Annotated in this window: 14 protein-coding genes; 9 read left to right on the forward strand and 5 right to left on the reverse strand. The window is 71.0% G+C overall.

Translation table 11 applies throughout. The features are described from left to right. Positions 1-72: 72 nt before the first annotated feature. Together Cs7R123_RS37170 and Cs7R123_RS37175 are read left to right on the forward strand one after the other, a co-directional pair. Positions 73-1,110 (forward strand): LacI family DNA-binding transcriptional regulator, encoded by a 1,038-nt coding sequence (locus Cs7R123_RS37170; RefSeq protein ID WP_212835007.1) that lies wholly within the window; start codon positions 73-75, stop codon positions 1,108-1,110. 211 nt (positions 1,111-1,321) lie between these two features. Beyond that, the gene (locus Cs7R123_RS37175) at positions 1,322-4,195 is read left to right on the forward strand and encodes a glycoside hydrolase family 9 protein (RefSeq protein ID WP_244872385.1); all 2,874 of its coding nucleotides are present in this window, start codon (positions 1,322-1,324) and stop codon (positions 4,193-4,195) included. 54 nt (positions 4,196-4,249) lie between these two features. On the opposite strand, the gene Cs7R123_RS37180 is transcribed toward Cs7R123_RS37175, so the two are convergent. Continuing rightward, complete coding sequence (locus Cs7R123_RS37180) at positions 4,250-5,236, reverse strand: LuxR family transcriptional regulator (RefSeq protein WP_212833622.1); 987 nt, start codon at positions 5,234-5,236, stop codon at positions 4,250-4,252. A gap of 287 nt (positions 5,237-5,523) precedes the next feature. On the opposite strand from Cs7R123_RS37180, the gene Cs7R123_RS37185 reads away from it, so the two are divergent. Next, complete coding sequence (locus Cs7R123_RS37185) at positions 5,524-5,820, forward strand: hypothetical protein (protein WP_212833624.1); 297 nt, start codon at positions 5,524-5,526, stop codon at positions 5,818-5,820. Between the two features lie 110 nt (positions 5,821-5,930). Here Cs7R123_RS37185 and Cs7R123_RS37190 read toward each other — a convergent pair whose 3' ends face one another. Next, positions 5,931-7,145, reverse strand: coding sequence for a helix-turn-helix domain-containing protein (locus tag Cs7R123_RS37190; RefSeq protein WP_212833626.1), 1,215 nt, complete (start codon positions 7,143-7,145; stop codon positions 5,931-5,933). A gap of 248 nt (positions 7,146-7,393) precedes the next feature. Between Cs7R123_RS37190 and Cs7R123_RS37195 the strand changes: the two genes are divergently transcribed. Further along, the gene (locus tag Cs7R123_RS37195) at positions 7,394-7,588 is read left to right on the forward strand and encodes a hypothetical protein (RefSeq protein WP_212833628.1); all 195 of its coding nucleotides are present in this window, start codon (positions 7,394-7,396) and stop codon (positions 7,586-7,588) included. 101 nt (positions 7,589-7,689) lie between these two features. Then, the gene (locus Cs7R123_RS37200; protein ID WP_212833630.1) at positions 7,690-8,343 is read left to right on the forward strand and encodes a histidine phosphatase family protein; all 654 of its coding nucleotides are present in this window, start codon (positions 7,690-7,692) and stop codon (positions 8,341-8,343) included. A 246-nt stretch (positions 8,344-8,589) separates the two neighbouring features. Here the strand turns inward: Cs7R123_RS37200 and Cs7R123_RS37205 are convergent, their stop codons facing one another. Next, positions 8,590-11,463, reverse strand: coding sequence for a glycoside hydrolase family 48 protein (locus tag Cs7R123_RS37205; protein WP_212835009.1), 2,874 nt, complete (start codon positions 11,461-11,463; stop codon positions 8,590-8,592). A 408-nt stretch (positions 11,464-11,871) separates the two neighbouring features. Between Cs7R123_RS37205 and Cs7R123_RS37210 the strand changes: the two genes are divergently transcribed. From Cs7R123_RS37210 to Cs7R123_RS37225, 4 genes are all read left to right on the forward strand, one after another. Beyond that, positions 11,872-12,705, forward strand: a complete 834-nt coding sequence (locus tag Cs7R123_RS37210) for an aldo/keto reductase (protein ID WP_212833632.1) — start codon at positions 11,872-11,874, stop codon at positions 12,703-12,705. An 81-nt stretch (positions 12,706-12,786) separates the two neighbouring features. Further along, a complete protein-coding gene (locus Cs7R123_RS37215; RefSeq protein WP_212833634.1) occupies positions 12,787-13,404 on the forward strand; it encodes a hypothetical protein in 618 nt (205 codons plus the stop codon). Then, positions 13,401-13,970 (forward strand): hypothetical protein, encoded by a 570-nt coding sequence (locus Cs7R123_RS37220; protein WP_212833636.1) that lies wholly within the window; start codon positions 13,401-13,403, stop codon positions 13,968-13,970. The genes Cs7R123_RS37215 and Cs7R123_RS37220 overlap by 4 nt, the downstream gene beginning before the upstream one ends. Continuing rightward, positions 13,967-14,596 carry a hypothetical protein gene (locus Cs7R123_RS37225; RefSeq protein WP_212833638.1) on the forward strand — a complete coding sequence of 210 codons (630 nt, stop codon included), beginning with the start codon at positions 13,967-13,969 and terminating at the stop codon, positions 14,594-14,596. The genes Cs7R123_RS37220 and Cs7R123_RS37225 overlap by 4 nt, the downstream gene beginning before the upstream one ends. Here Cs7R123_RS37225 and Cs7R123_RS37230 read toward each other — a convergent pair. Both Cs7R123_RS37230 and Cs7R123_RS37235 read right to left on the reverse strand, forming a co-directional pair. After that, positions 14,477-15,874: a hypothetical protein gene (locus tag Cs7R123_RS37230; protein ID WP_212833640.1), complete on the reverse strand. Its 1,398-nt coding sequence runs from the start codon at positions 15,872-15,874 to the stop codon at positions 14,477-14,479. The two genes, Cs7R123_RS37225 and Cs7R123_RS37230, sit on opposite strands and share 120 nt — an antisense overlap. A 41-nt stretch (positions 15,875-15,915) precedes the next feature. Next, the gene (locus tag Cs7R123_RS37235) at positions 15,916-16,659 is read right to left on the reverse strand and encodes a TetR/AcrR family transcriptional regulator (RefSeq protein WP_212833642.1); all 744 of its coding nucleotides are present in this window, start codon (positions 16,657-16,659) and stop codon (positions 15,916-15,918) included. Positions 16,660-16,735: the final 76 nt, after the last annotated feature.

Below are 16,735 nucleotides of genomic sequence, written 5' to 3' on the forward strand. Positions count from 1 at the left end.
CGAGCGCACCGAGCGAATCCTGCGGCACAGCGCATGAGCAGGCGCACCGAGGGCGGGGAGGCGATGCGGAGGATGGCCAGCCGGCGCCCCGTGCAGCGCGAAGGCGTGGTGACCATCGCCGACGTGGCCAGGCACGCGGGCGTGTCGACGAGCACCGTGTCGTACGTGCTGAGCGGCAAGCGGGCCATCTCCGCCACCACCAGTGCCCGGGTGCACGCCAGCATCCGGGCGCTGGGCTTCCACCCGCACGCGGGCGCCCGTTCCCTGGCCAGCAAGCGGTCCAGCGTGATCGCGCTGGTGCTGCCGCTGCGCCAGGGCATGCACCTGCCGGTGCTGATGCAGTTCGCCACCGCGGTGGTGACCAGCGCCCGCACGTACCACCACGACGTGCTGCTGGTCACCGCCGACGAGGGCCCGGCCGGGCTGCGCCGGGTCGCGGCCGGGGCCCTGGTCGACGGCCTGGTGCTGATGGACGTGGAGATGCACGACCCGCGCGTGCCGACGCTGCGCGAGCTGGAGCGGCCCAGTGTCCTGATCGGCCTGCCCGCCGACGCCGACGGTCTGACCTGTGTGGACCTGGACTTCCACGCGGCCGGGGCGGTGTGCGTGGAGCACCTGGCCGCACTGGGGCACCGCGAGGTCGCGCTGCTGGGCGCCCCGCGCGTGGTGTACGAGCGCGACACCGGCTACGCCCACCGCACCCGCGACGGCTTCACCGACGCGGCACGGCGGCTGGGGCTGACCGCGCACGCCCAGCCGTGCGAGGAGCACTCCGACGCGGTCACCGCCGAGCTGACCGCGCTGCTGGCGCGGCATCCGGACCTGACCGGGCTGGTGGTGCACAACGAGGCCGCGGTGATGCACGTGCTGAGCACGCTGCGCGCGCTGGGCCGCCGGGTGCCCGAGGACGTGTCGGTGGTGGCGATCTGCCCGGACGAGCTGGCCGAGCGCTGCTCGCCGACGCTGAGCTCGGTGCAGATCCCGGCCGAGGACGTGGGCCGCCAGGCGGTGGACCTGCTGATGCGCAAGATGGACGCCGAGGCGGTGCCGGACGCGACGCTGCTGTCCCCGGCGCTCACGGCGCGTACCAGCACCGCTGCACGGATGTGAAATCAGGGCTTTACGCGATGGCAATGGCGGGGTTAAATCGGAGGCACATCAATGGGAGCGCTTCCATTGATGTGTACACATCAGAACGCTCGCCCTGACACCCACCGCACGGCCGTGAGCTGTCGCGGTGGGGCGGATGCGCCCACATCCGCCCCACCTGTCCACCGCGAACGCATCACGTCGCGCGGCTCCACGGACAGGAGAAATCCTAGTGCCCAGCACTCCTGGCGCCATCCGCCCTTCTGGCAGGTGGCGACGCAGACTCGCCGGTGCCGTCAGCGCACTCACCCTCAGCACGCTGGCCCTCGGCCTGTCGGCGGCCCCCGCGCACGCCGCCGGGCCGTACAACTACGCCGAGGTCCTGCAGAAGTCGCTGTTCTTCTACGAGGCTCAGGCCAGCGGCCCGAAGCCGTCCTGGAACCGCGTCGGCTGGCGCGGCAACTCGGCCATGAACGACGGCTCCGACGTCGGCCTCAACCTGACCGGCGGCTGGTTCGACGCCGGCGACCACGTCAAGTTCGGCTTCCCGATGGCCGCCGCCACCACGATGCTGGCCTGGGGCGCCGTCGAGTACCGGTCGGCCTACTCCGCCTCCGGACAGCTCACCCCGCTGCTGAACAACCTGCGGTTCGTCAACGACTACTTCATCAAGGCGCACCCGTCGGCCAACGTCCTCTACGGGCAGGTCGGCAACGGCGGCACCGACCACCAGTGGTGGGGTCCGGCCGAGGTGATGAAGATGGCGCGGCCCGCGTACAAGATCGATGCGAGCTGCGGCGGCACCGACCTGGCCGCCGAGACCGCGGCCGCGATGGCCGCGTCCTCGATCGTGTTCCGGCCCACCGACTCCGCGTACGCCGACACGCTGCTCAGCCACGCGCGGCAGCTCTACACGTTCGCCGACACGGTGCGCAAGAAGTACAGCGACTGCATCACCGACGCGGCCAGCTACTACAACTCGTGGAGCGGCTACAATGACGAGCTGGTCTGGGGCGCGATCTGGCTGCACCGGGCCACCGGCGAGGCGGCGTACCTGAGCAAGGCGGAGACGTACTACGCCAACCTCAGCACCGAGCCGCAGTCGACCACCCACTCCTACAAGTGGACCCAGGACTGGGACGACAAGACCTACGGCTCGTACGTGCTGCTGGCGAAACTGACGGGCAAGCAGGTCTACATCGACGACGCCAACCGGTGGCTGGACTACTGGACCGTCGGCGTCAACGGCCAGAAGATCACGTACTCCCCCGGCGGCCAGGCGTGGCTCCAGCAGTGGGGCTCGCTGCGCTACTCGGCCAACACCGCCTGGGTCGCGCTGCTCTACTCCGACTGGGTCACCGACGCCACGCGCAAGGCGCGCTACCACGACTTCGGCGTACGGCAGATCAACTACATCCTCGGCGACAACCCGAACCACCGCAGCTACGTCAACGGCTTCGGCACCAACCCGCCGATCAACCCGCACCACCGCACCGCGCACGGCTCGTGGACCGACCAGCTCACCAGCCCGGTCAACAACCGCCACACGCTGTACGGCGCCCTGGTCGGCGGCCCCGGCTCGGCCAACGACGCCTACACCGACGACCGGCAGAACTATCAGATGAACGAGGTCGCCACCGACTACAACGCCGGTTTCACCTCGGCCCTGGTCCGCATGTACAGCGAGTACGGCGGCACCCCACTGGCGGGCTTCCCCGGCACGGAGGCCCCCGACGACGCCGAGATGTACGTCGAGTCCGGCCTGAACACCACCGGCACCACGTTCACCGAGGTCAAGGCCCTGGTCTACAACAAGTCGGCGTGGCCGGCGCGGGCCCTGGCCAACGGCTCGTTCCGCTACTACTTCACCCTGGACGGGTCGACCACCCCGAGCCAGATCACCACGTCGGTGGCGTACAGCCAGTGCTCCCCGCCGACCGGGCCCACCCAGTACAGCGGCAACGTGTACTACGTGGCGGTCTCCTGCGCCGGGCAGAACATCATCCCGGCCGGGCAGTCGGACTGGCGTCGCGAAGTGCAGTTCCGCATCACCAGCGCGGGCACCTGGGACGTCGGCAACGACTGGTCGTACCAGGCCGTCATGGCCCGCAACAGCAAGATCACGCTGTGGGACGGCGCCACCAAGGTCTGGGGCGACGCCCCCGGCGGCGGCACGCCCGACACCACCGCGCCCACCCAGCCCGGCACCCCGGCCGCCTCGGCGGTCACGTCGAGCGGCGCGACCCTGAGCTGGACCGCCTCCACCGACACCGGCGGCAGCGGCCTGGCCGGGTACGACGTCTACCGCGAGGCGGGCACCACCGACGTGCTGGCCGGCTCGCCGGCCACGAACACGTTCGCGCTGACGGGCCTGACGGCCTCCACCGCGTACACGTACTACGTGGTGGCCCGCGACGGCGCCGGGAACACCTCGACCGCCTCGACCCCGGTCACCTTCACCACCAGCGCCCCGCCGAACGACACCACCCCGCCCAGCCAGCCCGGCACGCCGACCGCGTCCGCGATCAGCCAGACCGGCGCCACGCTGAGCTGGGCCGCCTCCACCGACACCGGCGGCAGCGGCCTGGCGGGCTACCGGGTGTACCGCGAGGCGGGCGCCACGGACGTGCTGGTGGGCTCCCCCACCACCACGTCGCTGGTGCTGACCGGGCTGACCGCGGCCACGTCGTACACCTACTACGTGGTCGCCGTCGACGGGTCGGGCAACGCCTCGACCGCCTCGACGCCGGTCACCTTCACCACGCTCCCGACCGGCGGCGGCGCGTCCTGCGACGTGGCGTACACCATCGAGAGCCAGTGGCCGGGCGGCATGTCGGCCAAGGTGGTCATCAAGAACACCGGCACCAGCACCATCAGCGGCTGGACGCTGCGGTTCGCCTTCCCGGCCACGGGCCAGGCGGTGACCAACGGCTACAGCGCCACCTGGACGCAGACCGGCCTGAACGTCTCCGCGACCGACCTGGGCTGGAACGGCACGCTGGCCCCCGGCGCCAGCACCACCATCGGCTTCAACGGCGCGTGGACCGCGTCCAACCCGAAGCCGACCGCCTTCACCCTCAACGGCAACACCTGCACCGCCTCCTGACACAGTAAAGAAGGGCACCTTCTCATCGCTTTGCGATGGAGAGGGTGCCCTTCTTCATTCCTGGGGCGGTTGCTGGTCGAGCCAGCCGCGGCGGGCCGACTCGACGCCCGCCTGGAAGCGGCTCGCGGCGCCCAGCCGCTCGGTCAGGCCCGTCATCATGCGCTGCACGCTGCGCACCGACACGGCGAGCTTGCGCGCCGCCGACTCGTCGGTATGCCCGTCGGCCAGCAGCCGGATCAGCGCGAGCTCGTTCGGGCTCAGGTCGTGCTCGTCACGCGGCATGGCCTGCCCGAACGGCGTGCCGGTCGTCCAGAGGTGCTCGAACAGCGCCACCAACCCCGCCACCACGCCGGGCTGGCGCAGTTCCAGCGCACCGGCCCGCGTACGGTGCGGGTCGATCGGCACGAGCGCCACCTCCCGATCGATGATCACCAGCCGCATCGGCAGCGTCGGCACGGTCCGGCTCTGGGAGCCCATCGACATCATCCAGCGGGCGTGCGCGAGCGTCCCCGGATCGTTGCGGACGCTGTCCAGGTACAGGTTGCGGATCCGCACACCCCGTTCCAGGGCGATCTGGTTGAGCGGCTTCTCCGCGTCGATGTCATCCGGCCGCTGCGCGCCTCCGGTGCTGAACGAGAGGCACTCGAAGCGCGTCAGCTCCTGCAGTTCGACCAGGCGCTCGCGCACCGCCTCGATGCCCTCCAGCCGCCGCCCCTCGTCCTGGCGTTCGGCCTCGGCGTGCACGGCGGCGATGCTGTTGATCGCGGCACGGGTGGCCTCGATCTCCCGCTGCCGCGCCACGACGTCGGCCTCCGCCTTGGCCAGCAGCGCCAGCAGCCCGGCCTGCGGCCGCACCGGCCGCAGCGCCTCTCCGGTCACGCGCAGCAGGGCCAGGTCGGCCAGGGTGGTCAAGGCGGCCCGCACGACGTCGGCCTCGATCGACAACCGCTGGGCGATCTCCGCGACGCCGAGCCCAGGCTGATCGAGCATGCAGCGGTAGACGCGTTCGTCCGTATCGGACAGACCGAGTGCACCCAGCATCGATTCCTCCCCCTGCGGTCGCGTGATCCATTATGCCGCCGGACGCGAACGCGCCACGCCGCGGCGATTCCGGGTGGCACGAACCCGCCGGGCGGGTTCGCGCCAGGCCGCAGGTGCTGACTTCAGCCCGGCAGCCCGGCATGCTCGATACACAGGCGAGCTCACGCCACAGATCCCCGACAACGCCCAGCGAGGCAGAAGGCGCAAATACATCGTCATGTATCGATTAATTGAGATCGCGTACGCGGCCGCCGACTCCCGGACCCGGACCGGCTCGGGAGGCTCCGATGCTGCTGGCGATCATCCGGATCGCACCGCTGGCCGGGCCGGCCGGCGTCGACCCGCAGGCCGTGCACGACCTGGTGTGGCGGCATCGCGCGGCGGCCGACCGGCTCGAACTGCTGCACGTCAGAGGCAACGCCACCGGCCTGCACCTGGCGGGCTTCCTGCTCGCCCCGAGCGCCGCCGCCGCGTACGACAGCCTGCGGCGCCTGGTCGAGCGGTCGCTGACGGCCGCCCCTGAGCTGAGGCTCTGGCGCGTCGTCTACCCCTATACGCGGGCCGGACCCGCGGATCGGTCGTGAACCGGTGCACCGCAAGTCAAACGGGGGTGGTGCACCGGTTCACCCGTCACGTTCCGGCCCGGAAACACCGCACGGGGGTGCGGCTGAGCCGTGCCCCCGTGCGCCTGCGGCTAGGCCGCCTCGGCCAGTGCGGTCAGGTCCGCGGCGAGCATGCCGCGACCCAGCCGGTCCGCTTCCGTGACCATCAACCGGAGATCGGCGGCGACCCGCCGCGAACGGACCCCGACGGCGTCCGAGATCGCCCGGTGCGCCTGCTCCGCCGCGATGTCGAACTCCCCCGCCCGCAGATGCAGAACCGCGAGCCGGGTCCGGCAGCGCAACCCTGTCCGGGTGCGCCCGGAACCGAGCCCGGCCAGCGCCCGGCTCAACCGCTCCCTGGCTCGGACGTCGTCTCCCAGCTCGAACAGGGCCAGGCCGAGGGCGCTGTCGTGGTGCCCCGGCGACAGGGTGATGCGGTGCGCCCAGTCGGGCTTGTCAGCGGTATCGGTGCCGAGGGCCGCCTCCTCCGACAGTGCCACGTGCCGCAGCCCGGCGTCGCGCATCCCCGCCGATCCACAGTGACGGGCGCAGACCGCGTGCAGGTTGGCGCGCTCGGCCGGGCTGACCCGCTCGTCGCCCAGCGCCATCCGCAGCACGTCCACTCCGTCGGCGGGGCGGCCGGTGTCGGCCAGCAGTGTGGACAGGTCGAGCATGACGTGCGCGCGCAGGTCCCGGTCGGCGCCCCGCGCCGCCTCGTCGAGCGCGAACGTGAGCACGCGCGCGGCGGCGTCGGTCTCGCCGATGTCATACAGCGACCAGCCGAAGCGGTCGGCCAGCAGCCCGACTCCTGACGAGAGGCGGGTCCGCGTCGCCTCGGCCATGGGCTGTCCGAGCAGGCCGACCGCCCAGTCGAGGGTGCCCCGCGCGAGCGCGGCTGCGGCAGAACCGCCGTGCGCCAGGTCCAGCCGCATGTAGAGGTCGGCGGCCGCCTCCACCGCGGCGGCCTCCGCAGCGCCTACCGAGGCGGGCAGGCGGGTCGTGACCCCGTCGAGCAGTTGCAGCAGCGGTTGCGCCGACGCGGCTCCCACGGACGCGGCGGCGACCGCGCCGAGCAGGTCGCGCCTTCTCATGTCGTCCAGGTTAGGCACGGGAGCCGTTGCGGCGACAGGGTCGACCGTTGCAGCAACGCTGATGCCGAGCGCTCGACCGTAGTCACGGACCAGCGCGGCGTTGACCGGATAGAGGCCCCGCTCGACCCGGCTCAGGTAGCTCTTGCTGCGGCCGATCCGTCGCGCGAACGTGCCGAGGGTGAGCTGACGCGCTTCCCGGGCGTTGCGCAGATCCATTCCAGTGATCATGGTGGCGCCCTCCGCTGTTGGCGCAACGGTGGTTGGGTCAACGTACAACGGCGACCGGCGGCGCGATCGCGGGTGATGCTTCTTCCGGCTTTCCGACCAGGCCGAGTGCCGTGATTTCGTACACATTAGACGAACATCCCGTCCTGCCGCCTGCCTGTCGGATCGCCCGCCGGAGCGGGCCCATGGCCTCGCAACCACCCGCTCCGGCGCACGGCCGTCACAGACAGGAGCTCGGGATGACGTCGTCGACCTACCCCCGCGTCTCACCCTGCCGGCACTGCCGCGTGCCGGTGCTGCGCGACAACAGTGGGACGTGGATCCACGCCAGCCTCTCCTACACCTGCCGCGACCCCTGGGGCGGCGTCACGGACACCACCGCCACACCAGCCACCCCACCAACCCTCGACCACCGCCACCGCACGGACACGTGACACGTGAGGCCATGCTGCAGTTTCGGGGAAAGTGCTGGAATCTTGGCCGGGATTCGTGCACTTTCCCCGAAACTGCGGCATGACGCTGAAGGGAGATCGCGATGACAGCGTGGTTGATCAGGCACGCGGAGAGCGTGGCCAACTCGGGCGGGGCGACGGACCATCCGGTGACGATCCCCCTCACCGAACGGGGCAGGGCGCAGGCAGACCACCTCGCCGCGGCGCTCCCCGGGCCGCCCGCCCTCATCGTCACCTCGGGCTACCTGAGGACGAAACAGACCGCGGCCCCCACCCGCGACCGGTTCCCCGACGTCGCACATGAGGAATGGCCGGTGCAGGAGTTCAGCTACCTGGCGAGCCTGCACGGCCGACCGACGACGGCGGCGCAGCGCCGACCGATGGTGGACGAGTACTGGCGCCGGGCCGACCCCCACCAGGTCGACGGCCCTGACGCGGAATCCTTCGCCGACCTGCTCGACCGGGCCCGGTCCCTCCTCGGACGGCTGCACCGGCGTCCGGACGCACCGGTCGCCGTGTTCACCCACGGCGTCTTCATGCGCGCGGTGCTGTGGGCCCACCTCACCGAACCGGCCGAGCCCACCCCGGCGCAGATGCGCCGGTTCCGGGCCTTCTCACTGGCGTTCACCGTGCCCAACACGGCCGTCGTCAACCTCCGCCTGGACGGCGACGGCGGCGGCACCTTCCGCCTCGGCGAGGTCCCCCACCTCCCCGCCACCCTCATCACGGGCGACTGACCCACCTCCTCTCCGCCCGCACCCCCTCAAGATCGGTGCAGTTTCGGGGAAAGTGCTGGAATCTTGGCCGGAATTCGTGCACTTTCCCCGAAACTGCACGATGCCGCGGGGCAAAGCTCGCGGGGGTACGGGCCGAAGCCCGTACCCCCGCGTCCCCACCTGCGAGAGGGGATTGCCGGTCCCGGCGGCCCGCCCGCCGGAGCAGGCTGCCGGGACCTTGCCCGGCCGTCAGGCCGGGCTGCTCACTCAGCCGTTCGGGAACAACGCCGCGAAGTCGGCGAAGGCCATCGCCACGTCGCTCTGCGCCCAGAACCGGTGGTAGTTGAACTGCGGAGCAGCGCCACCGCCGAGGTAGGTCTGCACCTTCGCCCAGTCGGGGTCCTGCTTGTACCAGGAGCGGATGTCGATGAACGACTTCCCGGCGGCGATGGTGTCGCCGTTGGGCATGCGCCCGGTCCAGGTCGACGGGATGTAGATGCCCTGGCCCGTGCTGGCGTTGTACGGGTCGTCGAACCGCGCGTAGTCCGTGCGGGTCTCCGTGGTCGACACGCCCTTGGCCTCGGCCTTGGTGTACAGCGCGTCGATCAGCGCCTTGCCGGTGGCCTTGGCCGCGGTGCTGCCGGACTTGGCCGCGTAGTACAGCAGGGTGCGGGCCAGCGAGGCGGCGACGCCGACGTCCTGGCCGGTGCTGGTGACGGTCACGTGCAGGCCGGTGTTGGTCGCCGGGCTGGTGGGGTTCCAGGTCGCCGGGGCGCCGGACCAGCCCAGCTCGGACGGGACGGCGAAGTTCGAGCCGCTGGCGGTGGTGTTGGCCAGCGCCCACGGCACCCACTTGTCCAGCAGCGCCTTGGCCTTGGCGTTGCCGGTCGCGTAGTACAGCTCCGCCATGCGCTCCATCGACCACACCTGCATGCCGAACCACTGGTTCGACGGCGGGTCGTGGTAGACCGGCTTCTCGTCGTAGAACATGCCGTAGAAGGTCGGCGTGCCCGCCGGGGGCTGCGCGTACGAGCCGGCCCAGCTGTTGGTCGCGCCGCCGGCGATGCCGCCCTCGGCCGACTGGAGCCACTGGTAGAACTCCAGCTGACGGGTGAGGCTGGTGCTCCAGTCCGCGTTGGCGGTCGGCGACAGCGGCTTGAGGCCGGTGACGTTCGACAGCGCGTACGCCGCGAGCGGGTTCTGGTACCCGAAGTGGTTGAAGCTGGAACCGATCCGCCACGACCACGCCGAGTTCAGGCCGCCGCCCCAGGCGTAGTACCAGGACAGCAGGTAGTGCTCGGAGTCACGGCCGGTGCCCGCGGCGCAGGTGCTGGCGCCGACGCAGTTGCCGATCTTCTTGAAGTACTTGTCGAACATGGCGTAGCGCAGGTAGTCGCCCATCTTCGCCGCCTTGGCGATGGTGGACGCGACCTGAGCCTGCTTGCCCTGCTCGGTCGACCAGGTCAGCGCCCAGTACGCGGCCTCGATGGCACGCGCGTCGGCGTCGGGGGCGTTGGTGTACTTCCACTGCGCGGCCGGGGCGCTCGACTCCTTGACGAACAGGTCGAGGTAGCCGTTCGAACCGCCGTAGTTGAGGTTGTCGCAGCTCGGCTGCGGGACGGTCTCCCACACCGACTCCTGCGGACCCCGCTGGAAGGTGTTGATGTACGCCGGGCGCGTGGTGCCGTTGCCGCAGCGGCCGAAGCCGTACTTGTTGTCGACGTCGAGCAGCCAGTGCATGCCGTAGATCGAGCCGGTGCCGTAGGTGCTCTGCAGCTCGCTGCGCAGCGGGTCGACACCGACGGGGATGCTCGGCTCCAGCGGCGACGGGTACTCCGCCGGCGTGAGGTGCTCGGCGGCGTACTGCGGGGTGCCGGCCACGCCCGCGTTGGGCTGGTCGGTCGCCGACGGGATGATGTACTGCTCCATCACGGTCCAGGCCTGGTTGAACTTGGTCCAGTCCTGCGTGAAGCGGCCGTAGTAGGCCTCCAGCCACAGCCAGTAGCTGAACGCCTCGGACGTCGTCTCGTGACCGTAGTCGGGCGCCTCGACGATCAGCGTCTCGATCGAGTGGTACGGCACGCCCTCGGGCGAGAAGTACCCGTTCGCGACACTCTTGATCTTGTTGTACTGCTCCAGGAAGCGCTGCGTGTAGACGTTGACCTCGTCGTCGGCCTCGGTCGCGGTCACCACGCCCGGGTCGTACCCGGTGGCGCTGGCGGTGATCGTCGCCGAGCCGTTGGCGTTGTCGGCGTCCTGCGCGGCGGCCAGGGTCACCGACTGCTCGGTGCCCCAGTTCGCCGAGGTGAACGTCAGCGTCGCGCCGGTCGACACCGTCAGGTCGGTGTCACCGGCGGTGCGGGCCACGGCCACGGTCACGTTGGCGGTCGGCGCGGCCGACAGCTTCACCTTGAACGTGTTCGTGCTGCCCTCGGTCACGCTGACCGCCGCCGTGCTCGCACCGTTGACCAGCACCTTCGGCGCGGTCGACGGGTCGACGACGACGGTGGTGTTCGCGGTCGCGGACGCGCCCTGGTTGTCGGTCGCCTTCGCCTGGAACACGTACGTCCCCGCGGGCAGCGCCGACACGTCCCACGTGTACGGCGCGGCGGTGTCCGAGCCCAGCAGCAGGCCGTCGCGGTAGAACTCGACCTTCGCCACCGAACCCGGGGCGGTGTCGGCCGCGTTCGCCGCGATCGTGAACGAGGCGGGCGCGGTGTAGTGGGTGTTGTTGGCCGGGGCGGTGATGCTCACCGTCGGGGCCGGGTTCGCGCCCGTGCACGCGGTGCCGTTGACGCTGAACGACGTCGGGCTGGTGTACGTGCCGCTCCAGCGGCCGTTGTAGCCGATGCCGGTGCTGCCGCCGGTGCCGATGCTGCCGTTGTAGTTCAGGTTGGTGCCGGTCACGTTCTGGCCGGACTGCGCCCAGTTCGCCGACCAGCCCGGCAGGGTGACCGACTGGCCGGAGGGCAGCGCGTACGTCAGCGACCAGCTGCTCCACGCGTCGCCGAGGTTCTTCAGCGTGATGTTGGCGGTGAAGCCGCCGGTGCCGGGGCCCTCGGTCCAGGGGCTCGCGGTGTATACGACCTCGCAGGCGACGGCGGCGTGAGCCGGGGTCGCCGCGACGGCCAGGCCGCCCATGACGACCACAGCGGCGGTCACGACCGCGCTGGACCTGCGGAAGATTCTGTGGCGGGACCGCCGCAGAGTGTGCAACAAGATGAACTCCTCGCGGATGCGCCGGGCGCGACGCCCGGCTGTGGAAACCTGCTGCCGTCGCAGTCCCTTGGGCGGAACGGCGACGGTGTCGCTTCGGCTCGTCCGTGCCCTGACGTGCCGCTTCGCGCGACGCTGGCTCCCGGTCGCGAGTGCGCCCAGTCTTTCATGGGAGCGCTTCCATCGCAACCCCTCACTTTCCCGCACTCCCGCGCCCCGGCGTGATGGCGCAGTTTCGGGGAAAGTGCTGGAATCTTGGCGCCGATTCGAGCACTTTCCCCGAAACTGCATTCCCCCGCCCGCGCGCCCAGGCCGGGATAAGAAGATGGGGGTATGACGGTTTCTGAGGTGACGTTGAACAACGGGGTCGCGATGCCCCAGCTCGGGTTCGGGGTGTGGCAGGTCGAGGACGACGAGGCCGAGAAGGCCGTGACCACCGCGCTGGAGGTGGGCTACCGCAGCATCGACACCGCGAAGATCTACTTCAACGAGGAGGGGACGGGCCGGGCGCTGCGCAACAGCGGGCTGCCCCGCCAGGAGCTGTTCGTCACCACCAAGCTGTGGAACACCGACCACCGCTACGACGACACCCTGCGCGCCTTCGACGAGAGCCTGGACAAGCTCGGCCTGGACTACCTGGATCTGTACCTCATCCACTGGCCGGTGCCGTCGCAGGACCTCTTCACCGAGGCGTGGCGCGCGATGGAGAAGATCTACGCCGACGGGCGGGCGCGGGCGATCGGTGTGTCCAATTTCACCGCCGAGGCGCTGACCCGGCTCGTCGACGGGTTCGAGGTGGTTCCGGCAGTCAACCAGATCGAGCTGCACCCGTACCTGCCGCAGCAGGCCATGCGCACCCTGCACGCCGAGCACGGCGTGGCCACCGAGGCGTGGAGCCCGCTCGGGCAGGGCAAGGCGCTGCTGGCCGAGCCGGTGCTGGCCGATCTGGCGGCGAAGTACGGCAAGACCCCGGCGCAGGTCGTACTGCGCTGGCACCTGCAACTGGGCAATGTGGTCATCCCCAAGTCGGTGACCCCGGCCCGGATCGCCGAGAACATCGACGTCTTCGACTTCGCCCTGGACGACGCGGACATGGCGGCGATCGGTGCCCTCGACAACGGCGGCCGCATCGGCCCCGACCCGGCGACGTTCGCCTGGATGGGCTGAGCCGCAACGGCTCCCGGCGGCGGGCGTCCCACTTCGGACGCCCGCTGTCCGCGCGAACAGGCGGTCAGTATGCTCGCCGCTGTGTCAGACATGGGGGGCGGGGCCGTCCGGCAGGTTGTCGGCGAGCTGTTCGAGGCGGTCTTCCGCAAGGTCTACTACCTCCTCGCCGCCGGGCTGGTGGCGGTGACCGGAGCCTTCGGCGGCCTGAACAAGGTGCCGCCGGCCCCGGCCGGGGGCAGGCCCGCAGCGGTCGGCGAGGTCGTCGACTGCGGCCGCTGGAACATCGCGGTGACCACCGTCAAGTCCTTCACCACGCTGGGCGACCTGCGGCTGAAGAAGGACGGCGACCGCTGGCTCGCCGTCATCGTCACGATCACCATCACGGCCGACACCAGCATGAACAACCTCATCAGCATGGTGCGCCTGCCCGAGGTGAAGGGCCTGACCCGCGAGGAGCCCGAGCGGATCCTGCTCTCCCGCGACGGCAACGACATCCAGCGGCTGCACCCGGACATGCCCGAGCGGGTCGCGTTCGTGTGGGAGCAGGCGGGCACCGAGCCCGCACCGGCATCGGTGCCGGTGGCCGTGCTGTGTGAGACCCATGACGACGATCCCGAGCTGGGCATGCCGGAATACCTGGCCGACACCGACCCGACCGCGACGGTGACCACCCCCGTCGTGGTGGGAGACACGAAGTGAGGCGGCTGGCCCACCGGTTGGGCACCCTCGCGCTCGTCCTGGTCACGCTCGCCGTCGGCGGCTACCTGCTGCACGTCGCCGACGACTGGACCGCGGACCGCCCCTTCGAGGTGCGCGGCGACTTCGCGCAGCGGGTGCACGGCCGCCAGTTCGACGCCACCGGCGTGCGGGTGCGCTGCGCCGCCAAGCTCAAGCTCGGCGAGGCGATCCTGGACACCCAGGGGGTATGGGTCATCGCCAAGATCCGTGCCGTGGCCGGCGACCGCACCACCCACATCGGCTGGTCCGCGCTGCGCGACGGCCGGGGGCGCACCTTCCTCACCAGCGACCGGCTCCAGCAGTTCATGCTCAACCACGACCTCCAGCCGGGCATCCCGGTCGAGGGCGAGATCGTCTTCGAGGTGCCGGTCGACGCGGCCGGGGACCTCACGCTGCTGCTGGCGTACAACTCGCTCGAACGGGAGATGGACACGATGATCGCGATCCCGCTGCCCATCTCGGACGTCGGCAGGCTGCTGCCAGACTCCGCGCCCGCGCCGGTCTTCCTGCCGAAGGCCGTCGCGTGAAGCGGGGCTGGTGGCGGCGCAACGGCTGGGGCCTGGTCGCCGTGCTCCCGGCGCTGGCCGCGATGGTGTTCACCGCGCTGCTGCCCAACCTCGACCAGTGGCGCCGCCACGAGCTGCCCGTCCTGCCCGCCGCCGCCGACGGCAGCGTCACGTTCGCCGGGGCCCGGGTCACCCTGGTCGAGCTCAGCCCCGCGCAGCTGACGACGTACGGGGACCAGCCGTTCGAGCTGCCGCACGGGGTGATGGCCTGGCGCGCGGTGCTGCGCCTGGAGTCGGCCGACCCCACGCTCAACGACTACTGCGAGATCGCGCTGGAGGACGCGGCGGGCCGCGTGTACGAGACCGGCGCCGACGAGATCAGCCGCGCGAGGACCGACTTCGCCACCTGCAAGGCCGACGCGAGCCCGGCGCCCGGCGCCTCGCCCACCGCGTCCGCCTCACCCACCGCGTCCGCCTCGCCCGGGGCGGCGCCCAGCCCGACCAGCGGGCCGGACGCCGCGAGCGGCTCACGCGTGTACGAGACCGTCGCCTACTTCGCCACGCCCGTCGGCACCGAAGCCGTGGCCGTACGGCTGCACTTCCCCTCCGACGCCTACCACGACTACCGGCTGACGCCGCAGGGCTGAGAGCCGGTCCAGCCGCAGCACCCGGTCGACCGTGGCCGCGGCCAGGCCGATCTGCAGCGTCAGCACCAGCGCGTCGTTGAACGTGTCCAGCACCCAGCCCACCGGCATCCAGAACAGGATGCGGTCGTTCGGCCCGATGAGCATCCGCTCCAGCTCGAACAGGCCGCCGCCGAGCAGCTGGGTGGCCACGAACAGCACGCAGAACAGCAGCACCGGCACCCGGCCGGTGGTGGCCAGGGTGCGCAGCACCCGCAGCAGCGGGCCGAGCGAGTCGCGGCCGTCGGCCGTGGCCGTACGGGCGAACGAGCGCAGCCGCCCCGGCACCCGGCGCCACCGGCGCACCGCCGCGGCCAACGCCTTACCCTTCAGCACGGTGGCGCCCAGGTACTGGCCGTAGACGACGGCGGCCATCGCCAGCCAGGCGATGGGGGCGATCAGCACCGAGCTGACGTCGGACATGAGCCAGACGACCCCGTCCCACACCGCGGTCACCGGCGCCGGCAGGCGGTCGTGCAGCCCGACGCCCCAGTGGACCGACACCCGGTTCTCGGCGTACGTGACGACGGGTTCCTTGAGGTTTCGCAGGATGACCAGCGCCACCGCGACGGTGGTGACCTCCAGGTAGGCCCGCACCATGCTCAGCCAGTGCCACAGGTTCTTCGCGCGCAGGCCCAGCAGCGCCCGCAGCAGCAGCACCGCGACCAGGATGAGGAACAGCGTGCCGACGCGGTCGAACGGCAGCCGCTCGTCGATGTTGATCGCCTCGGGGTGGTACTGGAACGGGTCGGTGGGCGAGCTGGTGTACGCGTCGCCGTTGTTGAAGATCTCGTCGCGCCGGACCTCGTACACGTAGACCAGCTTGTCGTGTTCGAAGAAGCCGAAGTCGGTGTACACGACGGCGAACGGCACGATGACGCTGGCCCAGTGCCGCAGCACCCGCGTCCGGCGGCCGGCCGGGCCGGTGCCCTCGTCGATGAAGCGCGACGGCAGCGAGGCGGACACCGTGCGCAGCATCAGCACGACGGCCAGCGCCATCGGCACCGGCGTCATCAGGAAGACGAGCATGCCCGCGAAGCCGTTGACGTCGCTGAGCTGCACGGCGGCCCAGATCAGGCCGCGCCGCCCGGCCATGCCGGCGAAGATCAGCGCCAGCAGCACCGGCAGGTGCTTGGCGAGTAGGGCGGCGGTCGTGCCGAGCACCGCGAACACGTGCCGCACCGACCAGATCAGGCCGTGCCGCGGGCGCACCGCCACGACGGGAGAGGGGTAGTCGGACACGCGAGCACGCTACCCGCTGTCGGGTGCGGACGGTGGGCCGGTCAGGCCTGCCGGGCTATGAGCAATCCCACGCCGTCGAGGATGCGCTCCAGTCCGAACAGGAACTCCTCGGTCGGGTCGTCGGCCCGTTCCAGCACCCCCGCCTCGACCACGCGCCCGAGCGCGGGAAGCTTGGCGGGGTCGACCAGCATCCGCAGCAGCTTGCCGTACATGGCCAGCGCGTCGTCCATCGTCGCCGAGGCCGCGGCCGTGGCGGCGGTGATGTCGGCGGTCAGCGTCGCCTCGTTGCGCACGTACCCGCTGAGCAGCAGCATCACGGACATCTTCTGCGCCTCGGACAGGGGTGCGCCGGTCAGGTAGTGCAGGCCCGCCTCCAGCCAGGCGAGCTGGTGCGGGGTGGCCGGGGGGCCGCTGATCGGGGCCTTGAGCGCCCAGGCGTTGGCGAGGTAGACGGTGCGGACGGCCCAGGCCCAAGCGGTCAGGCCGTCGCGCCAGTCCAGGGCGGGGTCGAGCGGGGGCGGTGCGTCGATGCAGGCGTCGACCATGAGCTCCAGCAGCTCGTCCTTGGAGCGCACGTACCGGTAGAGGGCCATAGTCGAGACGCCCGCCGCGGCGGCGACCTTGCTCATCGACACCGCGCCGATGCCCTCGGCCGTGGCGACGCGGATGCCCGCGGCGACCACGAGGTCGAGGCTGAGGCCGGGCTTGGGCCCCTTGCCCGGCCGCTCGCGCAGCCCCCAGGCAGCCGCGATGTTCGGCGGCAGGGCCGTGCTGTCCAGCTCCATCTGCTTCCCGCTCTGTTCGGTGCGCGACTTCGCGCTTGACCGCCAATCCTAGTACCGCGTATAACGTACACAGTAA

Origin of the sequence: Catellatospora sp. TT07R-123 (assembly GCF_018327705.1) — a bacterium.
Taxonomy (GTDB): Bacteria; Actinomycetota; Actinomycetes; order Mycobacteriales; family Micromonosporaceae; genus Catellatospora.